We start from the raw sequence: 15,422 nt of genomic DNA, 5'->3' as shown, positions 1-15,422 counted from the left end.
CGCGGTACGGACATGCCCCGGATAGTTCACGCTGTGCAAAGGATCAAGAGCGGACCGGAGAGGGCAAGGTCACAGCCTTCTCCCCTGCTGCACCTTTGCGCCGCTGTCCTAACATCCGAGCATGACGGTCCTCCCCGATGACGGGTTCTCACTGGCCGCCGAGTTCCCGGATGCGACCCATGAGCAGTGGCAGCACCTGGTCGAAGGCGTGCTGCGCAAGGCAGGCAAGGACGCCCAGGGCACGGCGGCCGAGGAAGCGCTGTCCACGGCCCTCGAGGACGGGATCACCACCCGTCCCCTGTACACGGCGGGCGGCGGTGCCGACGGCTCCGGCCTTCCCGGCTTCGCCCCCTTCACCCGGGGCGGCAGGCCCGAGGGCGGCGTGGTGTCCGGCTGGGACGTGCGCCAGCGCCACGACCGGCCCGACCCGGCGGCGGCCAACGAGGCGGTGCTCACCGACCTGGAGAACGGCGTCACCTCGCTGTGGCTGACCGTCGGCGCGTCCGGGCTGCCCGTCGACGCGCTGGGCGCGGCGCTGGACGGCGTGCTCCTCGATCTCGCTCCGGTCGTCCTCGATGCGGGCGAGGACTTCGAGGCCGCGGCCGAGGCGTTGCTGCGGCTGTACGAGGAGCGCGGCGTGGCCCCCGCGGCGGCGCTCGGCAACCTCGGCGCCGATCCGCTCGGTCTCGCCGCCCGCACCGGCCGGTACGACGGTGTCGACGGCCGGATGGCCGCGGCCGCCGCTCTCGCCGTCCGGTGCGACGCGTCGTACCCGGGCCTGCGTGCCGTGACCGTGGACGCCCTGCCGTACCACGAGGCCGGCGCGACGACCGCGCAGGAGCTGGGCTGCTCCCTGGCGACCGGTGTCGCGTGGCTGCGTGAGCTGACGGGCGCGGGGCTGGGCGTGGACGCCGCCTGCGGGCAGCTGGAGTTCCGGTACGCGGCCACCGCCGACCAGTTCCTGACGATCGCGAAGCTGCGGGCCGCGCGCAGGCTGTGGTCCCGTGTCGCCGAGGTGTGCGGTGCCACCGACACCGCCGGGGCGCAGCGCCAGCACGCGGTGACGTCGTCGGTGATGATGACGCGCCGCGATCCGTGGGTGAACATGCTGCGCACGACCGTGGCCTCGCTGGCCGCCGGTGCAGGCGGCGCCGACTCGGTGACCGTGCTCCCCTTCGACCACGCGCTGGGCCTGCCGGACGCGTTCGCACGCCGGATCGCGCGCAACACCTCCACGATCCTGCTGGAGGAGTCGCACATGGGCCGGGTGATCGACCCGGCGGGCGGCTCCTGGTACGCGGAGCGGCTCACGGACGAGCTGGCACAGGCCGCGTGGGCGTGGTTCCAGGAGATCGAGCGCGCCGGCGGCCAGGCGGCCGCGCTCCGCGGCGGCCTGGTCGGCGAGCGGATCGGCGCCGCGTGGGAGAACCGCAGCCGCCGGCTCGCCACGCGCCGCGAACCGGTCACCGGGGTCAGCGAGTTCCCGCTGCTGGCCGAGGCGCCGGTGGAGCGCGACGCCGCTCCGGCGCGGCCGTCGGGCGGCCTGCCGGTGGTGCGCCGCGACGAGGCGTTCGAAGCGCTGCGGGCCCGTTCGGACGCGCACCTGGCGGCCACGGGCGCGCGGCCGAAGGTGTTCCTCGCGGCCCTCGGGCCGGCTTCCGCGCACACCGCGCGGGCGACGTTCGCCGCCAACCTGTTCCAGGCGGGCGGCATCGAGCCGGTCCACGAGCCGGTGAGCGTCGACGCGGGGTCGGCCGCGTCGGCGTTCACCAAAAGCGGTGCGCAGGTGGCGTGCCTGTGCTCCGGCGACGCCGTGTACGCGGAGCAGGCGGGGCCGGTGGCAGAGGCCCTCAAGTCGGCGGGCGCGCGGCGGGTGTTCCTCGCCGGCCGCCCCGGTGAGCAGCGTGAGATGTACGAGAAGGCCGGGGTCGACGAGTTCGTCGTCGCGGGCGGTGACGCGGTCGCCGTCCTGACCTCGGTGCTCGACCGGATCGGAGTGGCGTGATGGGAATCCCGGATTTCGCGGGGATCGAGCTGGGGTCCGCCGCGGGCACGGCCGGTGCGGACCGGTGGCGTGCGGCCGTCGAGGCGGCCACCGGCAAGGACGCGGACGAGCTGGTGTGGGAGACGCCGGAGGGCATTGCGGTCAAGCCGCTGTACACGGACGCCGATCTGGAGGGTGTCGACTTCCTCGGCACGTATCCGGGCATCGCTCCGTTCCTGCGCGGTCCGTACCCGACGATGTACGTCAACCAGCCCTGGACGATCCGTCAGTACGCCGGTTTCTCCACGGCCGAGGAGTCGAACGCCTTCTACCGGCGCAATCTGGCCGCCGGTCAGAAGGGCCTGTCGGTGGCCTTCGACCTGCCGACGCACCGCGGCTACGACAGCGACCACCCGCGGGTGACCGGCGACGTCGGCATGGCGGGTGTGGCGATCGACTCGATCCTCGACATGCGGCAGCTGTTCGACGGCATCCCGCTGGACCGGATGAGCGTGTCGATGACGATGAACGGCGCGGTGCTGCCCGTGCTGGCGCTGTACATCGTGGCCGCCGAGGAGCAGGGCGTACCGCCCGAGAAGCTGGCCGGGACCATCCAGAACGACATCCTCAAGGAGTTCATGGTCCGCAACACCTACATCTACCCGCCGGCTCCCTCGATGCGGATCATCTCGGACATCTTCGCGTACACCTCGCAGAAGATGCCCCGCTACAACTCGATCTCCATCTCCGGCTACCACATCCAGGAGGCCGGGGCGACGGCCGACCTGGAGCTCGCGTACACGCTGGCCGACGGCCTGGAGTATCTGCGGGCCGGTATCGCGGCGGGACTGGACGTGGACTCGTTCGCGCCGCGGCTCTCGTTCTTCTGGGCGATCGGCATGAACTTCTTCATGGAGGTCGCCAAGCTGCGCGCGGCGCGCCTGCTGTGGGCGAAGCTGGTGAAGAAGTTCGACCCGAAGAGCCCCAAGTCGCTCTCGCTGCGCACGCATTCGCAGACGTCGGGCTGGTCGCTCACCGCTCAGGACGTGTTCAACAACGTCACGCGCACCTGCGTCGAGGCGATGGCCGCCACGCAGGGGCACACGCAGTCGCTCCACACCAACGCCCTGGACGAGGCGCTGGCCCTGCCGACCGACTTCTCCGCCCGCATCGCCCGCAACACCCAGCTCCTGCTCCAGCAGGAGTCGGGCACCTGCCGGGTCATCGACCCGTGGGGCGGCAGCGCGTACGTGGAGAAGCTCACCCACGATCTCGCGCGCCGGGCCTGGCAGCACATCGAGGAGGTCGAGGCGGCGGGCGGCATGGCGAAGGCCATCGACGCGGGCATCCCCAAGCTGCGGGTGGAGGAGGCGGCGGCGCGCACCCAGGCCCGGATCGACTCCGGCCGCCAGCCGGTGATCGGCGTCAACAAGTACCGGGTGGAGTCCGACGAGCAGATCGACGTCCTCAAGGTCGAGAACTCCCAGGTGCGGGCGCAGCAGGTGGAGAAGCTGCGCCGGCTGCGCGCCGAGCGTGACGAGGCGGCCTGCCAGGACGCGCTGCGCGCGCTGACGGCGGCCGCGGAGGCCGGGCACGCGCAGGGCGGCGGCCTGGAAGGCAATCTGCTGGCGCTGGCGGTGGACGCGGCCCGCGCCAGGGCGAGCGTCGGGGAGATCTCCGACGCCCTGGAGAAGGTCTACGGCCGGCACTCGGGCCAGATCCGTACGATCTCGGGCGTCTACCGGAACGAGGCAGGCATGTCACCCGCGGTGGACCGCACCCGTGCCCTGGTGGACGCGTTCGAGGAGTCCGAGGGCCGCAGGCCGCGCATCCTGGTCGCCAAGATGGGGCAGGACGGGCACGACCGCGGCCAGAAGGTGATCGCGACCGCCTTCGCCGACCTCGGTTTCGACGTGGATGTCGGCCCGCTGTTCCAGACGCCGGCCGAGGTGGCCCGGCAGGCGGTCGAGGCGGACGTGCACATCGTGGGCGTCTCGTCGCTGGCCGCGGGGCATCTGACGCTGGTGCCCGCGCTCCGCGAGGAGCTGGCGGCCGAGGGCCGCGAGGACATCATGATCGTCGTCGGTGGTGTGATCCCGCCCCAGGACGTCCAGGCGCTGCACGACGCGGGCGCTGCGGCGGTCTTCCCGCCGGGGACGGTGATCCCGGACGCGGCGAGGGACCTGGTGCACACGCTCGCGGGCTCCCTCGGCCACGAGTTGTAGGCCCATGCCGCCGAAGATCGACATCGAGGCCTACGTCAAGGGCGTGCGGGACGGGTCGCGGGCCTACGTCGCCCGCGCCGTCACGCTCGTCGAGTCCACGCGCGCCGACCACAAGGTGCTCGCGCAGCAGTTGCTCACCGAGCTGCTGCCGTACGCGGGCGCGGCCCGGCGGGTGGGCATCAGCGGTGTGCCCGGCGTCGGCAAGTCCACGTTCATCGACGCGCTCGGGTCGATGCTCACGGGCCTGGGCCACCGGGTCGCGGTCCTCGCGGTCGACCCGTCGTCCACGCGGACCGGCGGCTCCATCCTGGGCGACAAGACCCGGATGGAGCGGCTGGCGACGGATCCGGCCGCTTTCGTGCGGCCCTCCCCCAGCGCGGGCACGCTCGGCGGTGTGGCGAAGGCGACCCGCGAGACGATCATCGTGATGGAGGCCGCCGGGTACGACGTCGTATTGGTCGAGACGGTCGGTGTCGGCCAGTCCGAGACCGCGGTGGCGGACATGGTCGACTCGTTCCTGCTGCTGAGCCTCGCCCGGACCGGGGACCAGCTCCAGGGCATCAAGAAGGGCGTGCTGGAGCTCGCCGACGTGATCGCCGTGAACAAGGCGGACGGTCCGCACGAGCGCGACGCCCGGTCCGCCGCCCGGGAACTGGCCGGCGCCTTGCGGCTCATGCATCCGGCCGACGCCGCCTGGACTCCTCCGGTGCTGTCGTGCAGCGCCCGCGAGGGCACCGGGCTCGACACGGTGTGGGAGCGGCTGGAGCAGCACCGGACGGTGCTGGAGTCGACGGGGCGGCTGGCGGCCAAACGGCGTGACCAGCAGATCGACTGGACCTGGGCGATGGTCCGCGACGCGCTGGTGGAGCGGTTGCATCGGCACCCGGCCGTGCGGGAACTCGCGCCGGACGTCGAACGCCGGGTCCGGGAGGGCACGCTGACCGCGACGCTGGCGGCGGAGCGCCTGCTCGAGGCGTTCGCGAGGCCGCAGTAGAGGAGCCGCAGCAGAGGATTCGAGAGCCGTGGGAGCCGGGTGCGGGACCGCCGTCCGCACCCGGCCTCATCCCATCGGCCGCTCGACCGGACATCCGGGTCCCCCTCCGTGCCCGCTTCAAACCCGGGAACCGGCGGCGGTGTCGCCGCCGGGGCTTCCGGGTACTCGCCCCGGCCAGGCAGCCGACGGGACAGAGGAGGAGCGTTCATCATGCTGATCGCATTTCTGACGGCGCACGAGGGCGTGGAGCAGGTCGAGCTCACCGACCCGTGGGAGGCGGTGAAGGACGCGGGCCACGAGCCGAGGCTGATCGCGACGCGCCCCGGCACGGTGCAGGCCTTCCACCACCTCGACAAGGCGGACACCTTCCCGGTGGACCAGGCGGTGTCCGACGCGTCCGCGGACGACTACGACGCGCTGGTGCTGCCCGGCGGCCTGGCCAACCCGGACGCGCTGCGCATGGACGGCAAGGCCGTCGCCTTCGTACGGTCCTTCTTCGATGCGGGCAAGCCGGTCGCGGCGATCTGCCACGCCCCGTGGACGCTGGTGGAGGCCGACGTCGTCCGCGGGCGCACCCTGACGTCCTGGCCCAGTCTGCGCACCGACATCCGCAACGCGGGCGGCGACTGGGTGGACGAGCAGGTGCAGGTCTGCCAGGCGGCGCCGAGCACCCTGATCACGAGCCGCAAGCCAGCCGATCTCAAGGCGTTCTGCGCTGCGTTCACCGCCGAGTTCGCGCGCAGCTCCGGCGTCGCCGCGGGCCGCTGACCGACGCGGCACCGGGGCCGGGCCCCGGTGCCGCGAGGGATCTGCCCCGGTCAGCTGGCCCCGCGGCCCCGGTCAGCTGTGGCCGCGGGAGCGGGCGCCCTCGCGCGTGCGGCCCGAGGCGACCGGACGCTCGGGGTGGCGGCGCAGGTACTCGGCCTCCAGCTCCTTCATGCGCACGTCGTGCGCCGTGAACGCGGCCGCCGACCCGTACAGCAGCGTGTCGTGACGGCTGCGGTGGATGCTCTCCAGCTCCCGCAGCAGATCCTGCTCGTCCAGGCGTGCCGGGTCGACGCCCTGGCGCTCGGTCTCGTTCACGGCCAACCGTCCCTTCCGTTCGTCGCTGTGCCCCGCGCCGCCTCGGCGCGGGACGGCGTGTCGCCGCCCACCCAGCGGGTACCCGCTCGTGACGCGATATCCGGCCTCCGAGGGAGGAAGACCATGGAGCCGGCGATTCCCACCCCTCTCCCCGAGCCTCCCGGACCGCGGGGGAGCGTGCAGGTCGACACGGCCTGGACGGACGAGTCCGCCCGCGGCCGGCGCGGCGCGCCGCTGCACCGGCCGCACGGGAACGGTGAGCGGACATGACCGCGCGGACCGCGTCCCCCGCGAAGCAGCGCGAGGTCCTGCGGGCGCTGCTCGACGAGCACGGCAGCACCTACGCCGAGGAGGCGGGCATCCGGCTGCGGGACACCCCGCAGCCGCTGTACCGGCTGCTCGTGCTCACGTGTCTGCTGAGCGCCCGCATCCGCAGCTCGGCCGCGGTCGCCTCCGCGCGGGAGCTCAACGGTGCGGGCATGCGCAGCGCACGCGCCATGGCCGACGCGTCCTGGCAGGACAGGGTCGACGCCCTCGGCAGGGGCGGCTACCGGCGTTACGACGAGAGTACGGCGACTCAGCTGGGCAAGGCGGCCGAGCTGGTGCTCGACAAGTACGGCGGAGACCTGCGCCGCATGCGCGAGGCGGCCGGCAGGGACGCCGGGGAGATGCGGAAGCTGTTGCGGGAGGTGCCCGGTCTCGGACCGGCCGGGGTGGAGATCTTCCTGCGCGAGGTGCAGGGCGTGTGGCCGGAGGCGGGTCCGCTGCTGGACGACAAGGCCCTGGACGGTGCCCGCCGGCTGGGCCTGCCCGCCGACGCGCAGACCCTTCTGAAGTCCGCCCGCGGCCTGAAGTCCGCGCGGAACAACGACCCGGCGCATCTCGCGGCGGCGCTCGTACGGGCGGCGGTGGACACGGAGGTCGCCGATGCGGCGGAGGCCGGCGAGGCGGCGGCGAAGAGCTGAACGGCGCGCGGTCACCGACGACTCCGGCACATGGTTCGGCCGACCGGGTGATGAGGGTGCGCCCGGCCGGCCGGATCACTGGCAGGGACCGCCCGAAAGGCCGTCACTTGCCGAGGGAACGCTTCAGTTCGGCCTTGTTCATGGAGGAGCGGCCGTGCACGTTGCGGCGCTGCGCCTCCGCGTACAGCTGGTCGTACGTCGGACCCTCGGAGCCCTTCCCCGAACGCTTCCCGCCGCGGCTCGAAGAGGACATGTCCTGCTTGGACGTCTTGCTCGCCGTACGGGACTCGCCCGAGCGGGCCCGTTCCTTGTTGACCGTCCGCGCCGCGATCTCCTTGGCGCGCTTGTCGCTCTCGCCGCGCTGCTCGGCGCTCTCCTTGATGTGTTCGTACTGCCGTTCCCTCTTGGGGCTGGAACCGCGGGGCATGTCTTACTCCTTCGACCGGGACGGATCCGACCCGTCCACCGTGCGCCGCACCGGACGGTGCCGCAATCGCGCCGCCGGGCGCTGCGGCGATGCGCTGCGGCGATGCGCTGCGGCGATCGGGTACTGCGGGTACCCGCGCCGTCCGGCGGCAATCCGGCGCCGGCGGTCCTTGCGGGGCGTGTCCGGCGGATCAGGGCCATGCCGGACACCCGCCCGGTGCGCACATGTGCCGCCGCTCACCGCCGCGCGTAAACTCCACAGCGGGGCGGCGATCGTTCCCGGTCGCCCGCGCTGCCCGAGAGGGAGTGGTCGAGACACATGCCTGCGCACGGGCCCTTCGAAGGCGGCGGCGGGCAGAACCACACGCCGGCGGTCCTCCAGCGGCTCACCGCGGAGAACGCCGCGCTGCGGGACGACATGACCCGACGGCATCTGACCGACGTGGCCACCGGCATCCTCGCCGCACAGCTGCAGACCTCGCCGTCCGAGGCGGCCGAACATCTGGCGCGGCTGGCGCGGGCCGCCGCATCGAGCCCGGAGGACATCGCCGCCGACATCGTCAACGGCGTGGCCGGATCCCTCACCGTCTCCGCGCCCCCTTCCCCGGACCGCGAGCAGGGAAGCACCCTGTGGACCGACGCCCGCCGGCTGCGTCAGGTCACGGCCGCGGCGGAGGCCGAGGAGTCCGTCTCCAGGGGTGCCGCCACGCTGCTGGAGGGCGGCCTGCGTCCGCTCGGGGTGGAGGGGCTGTGGCTGTGGCGGCAGACGGAGTCCGGCTGCCTGGAGCTCATGGGGCATGCGGGGGTCGGCGCCCTGGAGGCCTCTCAGTGGCGGTGGATCCCGCCCGCCGCTCCGTTGCCCCTGCGCAGGGCGCTCACCGAGGGCGAGCCGGTCTGGCTGCCGTCCGGGCCTGCGGACGGGGACGTGCTGCCCGGCCCCTTCGCGCGGGCCGCGCGGGCGGTCGTCCCGCTGCGCGTGCGCGGCTCCGCGGTGGGTCTTGCCCTGGCCGTCTGGCCGGACAGCACCGAGCTGGACGAGCAGGTGCGTGTCGCGCTGCCGGCGCTCGTCGAGGTCGCGGGCCGGCTACTGGGGGCGGCGGCCGAGCCGCTCGCCGAACTGCCCGCGCTCGACGACCTGCTGGACTGTCTGGTCGGCCCCGCGATGACGCTGCACCGGGACCCGGGCGACTATGCCCTGACGGTCGAGCACGTGAACGCGCAGGCGGCCGAGGCCCTCGGCGGGGCCCACCGGGTGGCGGGCCGCCCGATCGAGGTGGCGTTCCCCCTGGTGCACAGGGACCTGTCGGCGATGGCCCGGCGCGCACGGTACGCGGGCTTCCTCCAGCGGGCGGCACGGCTGCCCGCCGAGCACCACGGCGACGAGTCCCCGGCTCCGCTCCTGGACGTGCGGGTCCTCCCTGCGGGCAGGGACCGTGCCGTCGTCCTGTGGCACACGGCGAGCGACCGCCGCACGGCGGTCGGCCGCGCGGTGGGGCGTCTGCAGGGCCTCGCGCTGTTCGAGGACGACCTGACGACGGGCCGGACGACGTGGACCGAGCAGACGTACGCGATCTTCGGCATGCCCCGGGACGCGGTGCCCGTCCCCCTTCCCGAACTGCGTTCGCGCGTGCATCCCGAGGACACGGACGATCTCGCGGAGCTGCTCACCGATGTGATGGAGCGCCGCAAGGGCGCGTCGGCCGTGGTCCGGGTGGTGCGGCAGGACGGCGGTCCCCGTCATGTGCGGATCGCCGCCGAGCCGCTGCTGCGCGAGTCCACGCTCACCGGGATCACCGGCGTCTACCAGGACATCTCCGCCGAGTACCACACGGAGGTCGCGCTCACCGCGACGTTCGACCAGCTGAACGCGGTGCGCGCGCAGGCCGTTCTGCGGCACCGGCTGGTTCTCCAGCTGCAGCAGGCCATCGTGCCGGAGATCCCGCCGCCGGCCCTGCTGCCGGGGCTGAGCGCGGCGGCCCGCTACCGGCCGGCGGCGGCCGAGTACCGGGTCGGCGGTGACTGGTACGACATCCTGCCGCTGCCGGACGGGCAGGTGCTGGTGGCGGTCGGGGACGTCGCGGGACACGGGATCGACTCGGCCACGGGAATGGTGGCCCTGCGCAACGCCCTGCGGGGGCTTGCCTTCACGGGTCATCCCCCCGGCCGGCTCATGGACTGGCTCAACGAGGTGACGCTGCACGCGCCGGGGCACCCCACGGCCACGGCCGTGTGCGCGCTGTACGACCCGTCGGACCGCGTCCTGCACTGGGCGAGCGCGGGCCATCTGCCCCTCCTGCTGGTCCGCGAGGGCAGGGCCCGGCTGCTGGAGCCGCCGCACGACATCCTGCTGGGCGCCCTGCCGACGACCTCGTACAGCGAGAAGACGACCCGACTGGTCCCCGGCGACACGCTGTTGCTGTTCACGGACGGTCTCATCGAGCGGCGCCACGACGGCCTGGACAGCGGGCTGGACGCCCTGCGCCTGACCGCGGAGGAGCTCGGTCCGTGCTCCGTCGAGGAACAGGTGGACCGGCTGCTCCGCGAGGCCACCGGTGACACGGACGACGACACCAGCCTGATCGCCATCCGTCCCTCCTGACGCCGGGCAGGGTGAACCGCGGCGCCGCTCGGGCACCGCCTCCGGCTCCTCTTCGCGGCTCCTGTGCGTACGCACAGGCCGGTCCGTCGCGTCGCCCCGCGGTCACGGGCTGTGCGTCTCTCCCAGCAGGCCCCGGATCTTCGCCAGCAGCCGGAGGGCGTCCACGGGCTTGGCCACGTAGTCGTCGGCGCCCGCGGCGAGGGCGTCGGCCCGGTCGCCCGGCATGGCCTTGGCGGTGACGACGATGACCGGCACGTGCCCGGCGCGCGGGAGGTCCCGCATGGCGGCCATGGTCGCGTATCCGTCCATGCCGGCCATCATCACGTCCATCACGACGAGTCCGATCTCGTCGTGGGTCCGCAGCACTTCGATGCCGTCCCTGCCGTTGTCGGCCGTCAGCACCCTGATGCCCTCGCTCTCGAGGATCTCGGTGAGGGCGAACACATTGCGTCTGTCGTCGTCCACGACGAGGACGGTGTGGCCGGTGGCGGACGTGTCCCGGGCGGACATGTCCGTCTGCTCCGGAGCGATGCCGGTCTCCGACGCGCCGGAGACGCCGCCGCGACCGTGGACGGGCAGGAAGAGGGTGAAGCAGCTGCCGCGTCCCGGGCTGCTGTCCACCTCGATCACACCGCCCAGCAGACTGGCGACCTCCCGGCTGATGGACAGGCCGAGGCCGGTGCCGCCGTAGTGGCGTGAGGTGGTGCCGTCGCCCTGCTGGAAGGCGCCGAACATGCTCTCCAGGCGGTCTGCGGGGATGCCGATGCCGGTGTCGCGGACGTGGAAGGCGACGACGGCTCCGGTGCCGCGCAGCGGGGCGGGCACCTCGTCGTCGGGGACGTTCGCGACGCGCAGTTCGACCCGGCCCCGCTCGGTGAACTTCAGGGCGTTGGACAGCAGGTTGCGCAGTACCTGGCGCAGCCGCGACTCGTCGGTGGTCAGGCGGTCGGGGGTCCCGGGCTCCGCGATCACCTCGAAGGCGAGGTCGTGCTCGTCGGCGACGGGCCGGAACGTGGCCTCGACGTACTCCATGAGGTCGGAGAGGGCGAAAGGGGCCGGGTGGACGGGCATCTTGCCCGCCTCGACCTTCGACAGGTCCAGGATGTCGTTGATGAGCTGGAGCAGGTCGGAGCCGGCCGAGTGGATGACCTGCGCGTAGTCGACCTGCTTCTCGGTCAGGTTGCCCTCGACGTTCTGCGCGAGGAGCTGGGCCAGGATGAGCAGGCTGTTGAGCGGGGTGCGCAGTTCGTGGCTCATGTTGGCGAGGAACTCGGACTTGTACATCGACGTCCGCGACAACTGCTGGGCTCGCGCCTCCAGTTCCTGGCGGGCCTGCTCGATCTCCAGGTTCTTGCGCTCGATGTCGCGGTTGCGGTCGGCCAGCAGAGCCGCCTTCTCCTTGAGCTCGGCGTTGGACCGCTGAAGCTCTTCCTGGCGCGCCGTCAACTCCTTGGAGCGGGTGCTGAGTTCGGCGGTGAGCCGCTGCGACTGCTCCAGGAGTTCGTCGGTGCGGCTGTTGGCGAGGAGGGTGCTGACGTTGACGCCGACGGTCTCGATGAACTGGTCGAGGAAATGGCGGTGGACGACGGTGAGCGGGCGGACGGCGGCGAGTTCGATGACCGCGAGCACCTGCTCCTCGAGGACGACGGGCAGCACGAGCAGATGGCTCGGGTCGGCGCTGCCGGTACCGGTCGTGACGGTGGCGTAGCCGGGCGGCAGGTCGTGCACCTCGACGGGGCGGCGGCTGCGCGCGGCCTGACCGACGAGGGACTGGCCGAAGCGGAAGCGGCGCGGCTGCTCCCCGGGACCCTCGGGAGAGCCGTAGGAGGCGATCATGACGAGCTCGGGCCCGTCGGGCCCCTCCTCGGCCAGGAAGAATCCGCCGTACTGGGCGCGGACCAGCGGCGGGACCTCCTCCATGATGCGTTCGGCGACGACGTCGAGGTTGCGGGTGCCCTGCATCAGGCCGGACATCCTGGCGAGGTTGCTCTTGAGCCAGTCCTGCTCCTCGTTGGCGCGGATGGTGGCGCGCAGGGACTCCACCATCGCGTTGATGTTGTCCTTGAGGTCGCCGACCTCGCCCGGGGCGTCGACGGTGATGGAGCGGGTGAGGTCGCCCTCGGCGACGGCACTGGTGACCTCGGCGATGGCACGTACCTGACGGGTCAGGTTGCCGGCGAGTTCGTTGACGTTCTGGGTGAGCCGTTTCCAGGTGCCGGAGACGCCCTCCACCTCCGCCTGGCCGCCGAGCCGGCCTTCGCTGCCGACCTCGCGGGCCACGCGGGTGACCTCCGCCGCGAAAGCGGACAGCTGATCGACCATCGTGTTGATGGTGGTCTTCAGCTCCAGGATCTCGCCGCGCGCGTCGACGTCGATCTTGCGGGTGAGGTCGCCGCGGGCGACGGCCGTGGTGACTTGGGCGATGTTGCGCACCTGGTTGGTGAGGTTGTTCGCCATGGAGTTGACGTTGTCGGTGAGGTCCTTCCACGTGCCGGAGACGCCGCGGACGGTGGCTTGCCCGCCGAGGTTTCCGTCGGTGCCGACCTCGCGGGCCACCCGCGAGACCTCCTCGGCGAACGAGGAGAGCCGGTCGACCATCGTGTTGATGGTCTCCTTCAGTTCGAGGATCTCGCCGCGTGCGTCGACGTCGATCTTGCGGGTGAGGTCGCCGCGGGCGACGGCGGTGGCGACCTGGGCGATGTTGCGCACCTGGGAGGTCAGGTTGTCGGCCATGGTGTTCACGCCGGACGTCAGCTCGGTCCACACTCCGCTGTCCCGCGGCTCCCGTGCCTGGCCGCCCAGCAGCCCCTGGCCGCCGACCTCGCGGGCGACGCGGGTGACCTCCGAGGTGACCAGGGACAACTGGTCGACCATCTCGTTGTAGATCCCCGCGATCTCACCGAGCAGGCCCGAGGAATCGCTCGGCAGCCGGACGGACAGGTCCCCGTCGCGTACGGCGACGAGACCGGCGAGCAGTTTCCTCAGCTCCTCCCCGCTCGGATCGGCGGGCGGCCGGCCCGGTTCGGGGCCCGGCGCGGGGGCGGACACATCCATCGCAGACCTCGTGCTGTGGGGGGCGCGGCGCCGCGCGACTCAAGCGCGGGCGGCGTCGTCTACGGCTTCCTCCACTGTGGCACGCGGGCATGTGCGGGACACCCCAGCGGACCGCTCGGGGTTCGGGCATCGCCGGGCGCGGCTCACCCGGGGATGTCGACGGCGAACCACACCGTCTTGCCGGTGCCGTGCCGGGCCCAGCCCCAGTCGGCGGAGAGCCGCTCCAGCAGGTAGAGACCGTGACCGGAGGAGCGGGCGGCACGGTGCGGGCCGTGGGGTCGGGGGCGGACCGCGCTGGTGTCGCTGACCTGGACCCAGATGCGGCCGGGTCCCCGGTCGAGCTCCAGCTCGTACGGGAAGCCACCGTGCCGGTACGCGTTGGTCACGATCTCGGACACGAGCAGCAGCACGTCGCCCATGGCCACGGCCACACCGGGTCCGGTCTGCGGGAACCAGTCGTGCAGGGCCTCACGCGTCAGGTCCCGGCAGCGCGCCACGACCCCCGGTCCGCCGTCGAGGGCGAACCGGCGGCCGGTCGAGACCGGGCTCAGTTCCGGTGGGCTTCCCATAACGTGCCAGTGCCCATCAAATCTGCATCAAAGCATGCAAAAGTGGGAAAGCCCCCTCACAACAGGGATTCGCCCGACGGTCCCGCTGCAGCCGACAGCGCCGGCCTCTGCCCCGTCGAAGGAAACCCGATGGCCAGCACCGCAGACACTCAGCCGTCTCCCCCCGCGGCCGCGCCGCCGGATCCCGGCGGCGCCGCCCGCGCCGCGGTGGCCGGGCTGCCGCAGATCCGCGATCCCCGGACCGTCAGCCCCGCGGACGCCCGCCCGCTCTCGGCGGCGCTTCTGCGGCGCCTGGCCGAGCTCGACGAGGGCACCGCGGAGTACGCGTACGTCCGCAACACGCTGGTCGAGCTCAACCTGAGCCTGGTCAAGTTCGCGGCGACCCGTTTCGGCAACCGGGCCGAGCCGATGGAGGACATCATCCAGGTCGGCACCATCGGCCTCATCAAGGCGATCAACCGCTTCGACGTGCAGCGCGAGGTGGAGTTCGCCTCCTTCGCGCTGCCGACCGTGGTCGGGGAGATCAAGCGGTACTTCCGCGATTCCAGCTGGTCGGTCCGCGTCCCGAGGCGGCTGCAGGAGCTGCGCATCGAGCTCGCGAAGGCGCTCGACGTGCTGGAGCAGCAGCTGGGCCGCAGGCCCACCACCGCCGAGCTGGCCGAGCACCTGCACGTCAGCGAGGAGGAGGTGCTCGAGGGCGAGCGCGCGTCCAACGGCTACACCGCCCAGTCGCTGGACACGGCGGTCAACGAGGAGGACGCCTCCACCGGTGTCTCGCGCCGGCTGGGCGTGGAGGACCCCGCGTTCGACATCGTGGACTGTCTGGAAGCGCTCAAGCCGCTCATCGCGACACTCGACGAGCGCGACCGGCTGATCCTGTCGCTGCGCTTCCGCGAGGAGCTCACCCAGGCGGAGATAGGCGAACGGCTGGGCATCTCGCAGATGCACGTCTCCCGGCTGCTCGCGCGGATCCTCGGGACGCTGCGCGAAGGCATCATGGCCTGAGCCCGAGGGATAGCGGCAAGGGATCACGGCCTCACCGGTCCCGCCCCGCCGACCGCTCCCCCGCGGTGCGCGGGCGGGGGGACCGGGACCTCGACCCAGACCACCTTGCCCGTGCCCCGGCGCTCGGAGCCCCAGGTACGGGCGAGGCGTTCCAGGATGATCAGGCCGTGGCCGCCGGGCTGCGCGAGGTCTTTCGGCGCGCGGCGGCGCGGCGGTTCGGGGCTGGCGTCCGCGACCTCGATCCGCAGCCGCGGCCCGTACTGGTGGAGCACGAGCTCATGCGGCCCTCCCGCGTGCAGGCAGGCGTTGGTCACGACCTCCGAGACGAGCAGCAGCACGTCCTCGACGGCCTCGCCGTTCTCGTCGTCGAGTCCGATCAGGTCCCTGGCCCGCGTCCACCCCCAGTCGTACAGCGCGTCCTGCGTGAAGTCGCGGCACCGGGTCACCACGCCCTTCGTGCCGTACAGCGCCAGCCTGCGGGTCTGTCCCGGGCCGCCGAGGGTCGTATTGTTCATCGG

Annotated in this window: 12 protein-coding genes; 7 read left to right on the top strand and 5 right to left on the bottom strand. The window is 72.6% G+C overall.

Annotated elements, in window-relative coordinates; translation table 11 throughout:
* Nucleotides 1-121: 121 nt before the first annotated feature.
* The 4 genes from ACWD0A_RS03565 (at nt 122) to ACWD0A_RS03550 (ending at nt 5,971) form a co-directional block, all read left to right on the top strand.
* Nucleotides 122-2,005 carry a methylmalonyl-CoA mutase family protein gene (locus tag ACWD0A_RS03565; RefSeq protein ID WP_451294220.1) on the top strand — a complete coding sequence of 628 codons (1,884 nt, stop codon included), beginning with the start codon at nt 122-124 and terminating at the stop codon, nt 2,003-2,005.
* On the top strand, nt 2,005-4,209 hold the full coding sequence (gene scpA, locus ACWD0A_RS03560) for a methylmalonyl-CoA mutase (protein WP_451294218.1): 2,205 nt from the start codon (nt 2,005-2,007) through the stop codon (nt 4,207-4,209). The genes ACWD0A_RS03565 and scpA overlap by 1 nt, the downstream gene beginning before the upstream one ends.
* Nucleotides 4,210-4,213: 4 nt before the next feature.
* Nucleotides 4,214-5,203 (top strand): methylmalonyl Co-A mutase-associated GTPase MeaB, encoded by a 990-nt coding sequence (gene meaB, locus ACWD0A_RS03555; protein WP_451294216.1) that lies wholly within the window; start codon nt 4,214-4,216, stop codon nt 5,201-5,203.
* A gap of 210 nt (nt 5,204-5,413) precedes the next feature.
* Entirely contained in the window at nt 5,414-5,971 is a 558-nt protein-coding gene (locus ACWD0A_RS03550) for a type 1 glutamine amidotransferase domain-containing protein (RefSeq protein ID WP_307717073.1), read from the top strand.
* A gap of 72 nt (nt 5,972-6,043) precedes the next feature.
* Here ACWD0A_RS03550 and ACWD0A_RS03545 read toward each other — a convergent pair whose 3' ends face one another.
* The gene (locus tag ACWD0A_RS03545) at nt 6,044-6,286 is read right to left on the bottom strand and encodes a DUF6158 family protein (RefSeq protein ID WP_451294214.1); all 243 of its coding nucleotides are present in this window, start codon (nt 6,284-6,286) and stop codon (nt 6,044-6,046) included.
* A gap of 266 nt (nt 6,287-6,552) precedes the next feature.
* On the opposite strand from ACWD0A_RS03545, the gene ACWD0A_RS03540 reads away from it, so the two are divergent.
* Nucleotides 6,553-7,251: an endonuclease gene (locus tag ACWD0A_RS03540; protein ID WP_451294212.1), complete on the top strand. Its 699-nt coding sequence runs from the start codon at nt 6,553-6,555 to the stop codon at nt 7,249-7,251.
* 103 nt (nt 7,252-7,354) lie between these two features.
* On the opposite strand, the gene ACWD0A_RS03535 is transcribed toward ACWD0A_RS03540, so the two are convergent.
* Nucleotides 7,355-7,678 carry a plasmid stabilization protein gene (locus ACWD0A_RS03535; RefSeq protein WP_177147957.1) on the bottom strand — a complete coding sequence of 108 codons (324 nt, stop codon included), beginning with the start codon at nt 7,676-7,678 and terminating at the stop codon, nt 7,355-7,357.
* A 318-nt stretch (nt 7,679-7,996) separates the two neighbouring features.
* On the opposite strand from ACWD0A_RS03535, the gene ACWD0A_RS03530 reads away from it, so the two are divergent.
* Nucleotides 7,997-10,276 (top strand): PP2C family protein-serine/threonine phosphatase, encoded by a 2,280-nt coding sequence (locus ACWD0A_RS03530; RefSeq protein WP_451294210.1) that lies wholly within the window; start codon nt 7,997-7,999, stop codon nt 10,274-10,276.
* 102 nt (nt 10,277-10,378) lie between these two features.
* On the opposite strand, the gene ACWD0A_RS03525 is transcribed toward ACWD0A_RS03530, so the two are convergent.
* Together ACWD0A_RS03525 and ACWD0A_RS03520 are read right to left on the bottom strand one after the other, a co-directional pair.
* Nucleotides 10,379-13,330, bottom strand: coding sequence for a HAMP domain-containing protein (locus ACWD0A_RS03525; RefSeq protein WP_451294208.1), 2,952 nt, complete (start codon nt 13,328-13,330; stop codon nt 10,379-10,381).
* A 143-nt stretch (nt 13,331-13,473) separates the two neighbouring features.
* Nucleotides 13,474-13,899, bottom strand: coding sequence for an ATP-binding protein (locus ACWD0A_RS03520; protein ID WP_451294206.1), 426 nt, complete (start codon nt 13,897-13,899; stop codon nt 13,474-13,476).
* 129 nt (nt 13,900-14,028) lie between these two features.
* Between ACWD0A_RS03520 and ACWD0A_RS03515 the strand changes: the two genes are divergently transcribed.
* Entirely contained in the window at nt 14,029-14,904 is an 876-nt protein-coding gene (locus ACWD0A_RS03515; protein WP_451294204.1) for a SigB/SigF/SigG family RNA polymerase sigma factor, read from the top strand.
* 23 nt (nt 14,905-14,927) lie between these two features.
* Here the strand turns inward: ACWD0A_RS03515 and ACWD0A_RS03510 are convergent, their stop codons facing one another.
* A complete protein-coding gene (locus ACWD0A_RS03510; RefSeq protein WP_451294202.1) occupies nt 14,928-15,419 on the bottom strand; it encodes an ATP-binding protein in 492 nt (163 codons plus the stop codon).
* Between the last annotated feature and the right edge of the window lie 3 nt (nt 15,420-15,422).

The sequence above is a fragment of the Streptomyces sp. NPDC002867 genome (assembly GCF_053591895.1).
The sequence above is the reverse complement of the archived record's forward strand: the minus strand, read 5'-3'. Positions and strand labels throughout refer to the sequence as shown.

Bases quoted from the DNA above. Each gene is read 5' to 3' on its own strand.
- ACWD0A_RS03550 (WP_307717073.1), top strand. From the start codon at position 5,414: ATGCTGATCGCATTTCTGACGGCGCACGAGGGCGTGGAGCAGGTCGAG.
- meaB (WP_451294216.1), top strand. From the start codon at position 4,214: ATGCCGCCGAAGATCGACATCGAGGCCTACGTCAAGGGCGTGCGGGAC.
- ACWD0A_RS03565 (WP_451294220.1), top strand. From the start codon at position 122: ATGACGGTCCTCCCCGATGACGGGTTCTCACTGGCCGCCGAGTTCCCG.
- ACWD0A_RS03525 (WP_451294208.1), bottom strand. From the start codon at position 13,330: ATGGATGTGTCCGCCCCCGCGCCGGGCCCCGAACCGGGCCGGCCGCCC.
- ACWD0A_RS03510 (WP_451294202.1), bottom strand. From the start codon at position 15,419: ATGAACAATACGACCCTCGGCGGCCCGGGACAGACCCGCAGGCTGGCG.
- scpA (WP_451294218.1), top strand. From the start codon at position 2,005: ATGGGAATCCCGGATTTCGCGGGGATCGAGCTGGGGTCCGCCGCGGGC.
- ACWD0A_RS03530 (WP_451294210.1), top strand. From the start codon at position 7,997: ATGCCTGCGCACGGGCCCTTCGAAGGCGGCGGCGGGCAGAACCACACG.
- ACWD0A_RS03520 (WP_451294206.1), bottom strand. From the start codon at position 13,899: ATGGGAAGCCCACCGGAACTGAGCCCGGTCTCGACCGGCCGCCGGTTC.
- ACWD0A_RS03540 (WP_451294212.1), top strand. From the start codon at position 6,553: ATGACCGCGCGGACCGCGTCCCCCGCGAAGCAGCGCGAGGTCCTGCGG.
- ACWD0A_RS03535 (WP_177147957.1), bottom strand. From the start codon at position 7,678: ATGCCCCGCGGTTCCAGCCCCAAGAGGGAACGGCAGTACGAACACATC.
- ACWD0A_RS03515 (WP_451294204.1), top strand. From the start codon at position 14,029: ATGGCCAGCACCGCAGACACTCAGCCGTCTCCCCCCGCGGCCGCGCCG.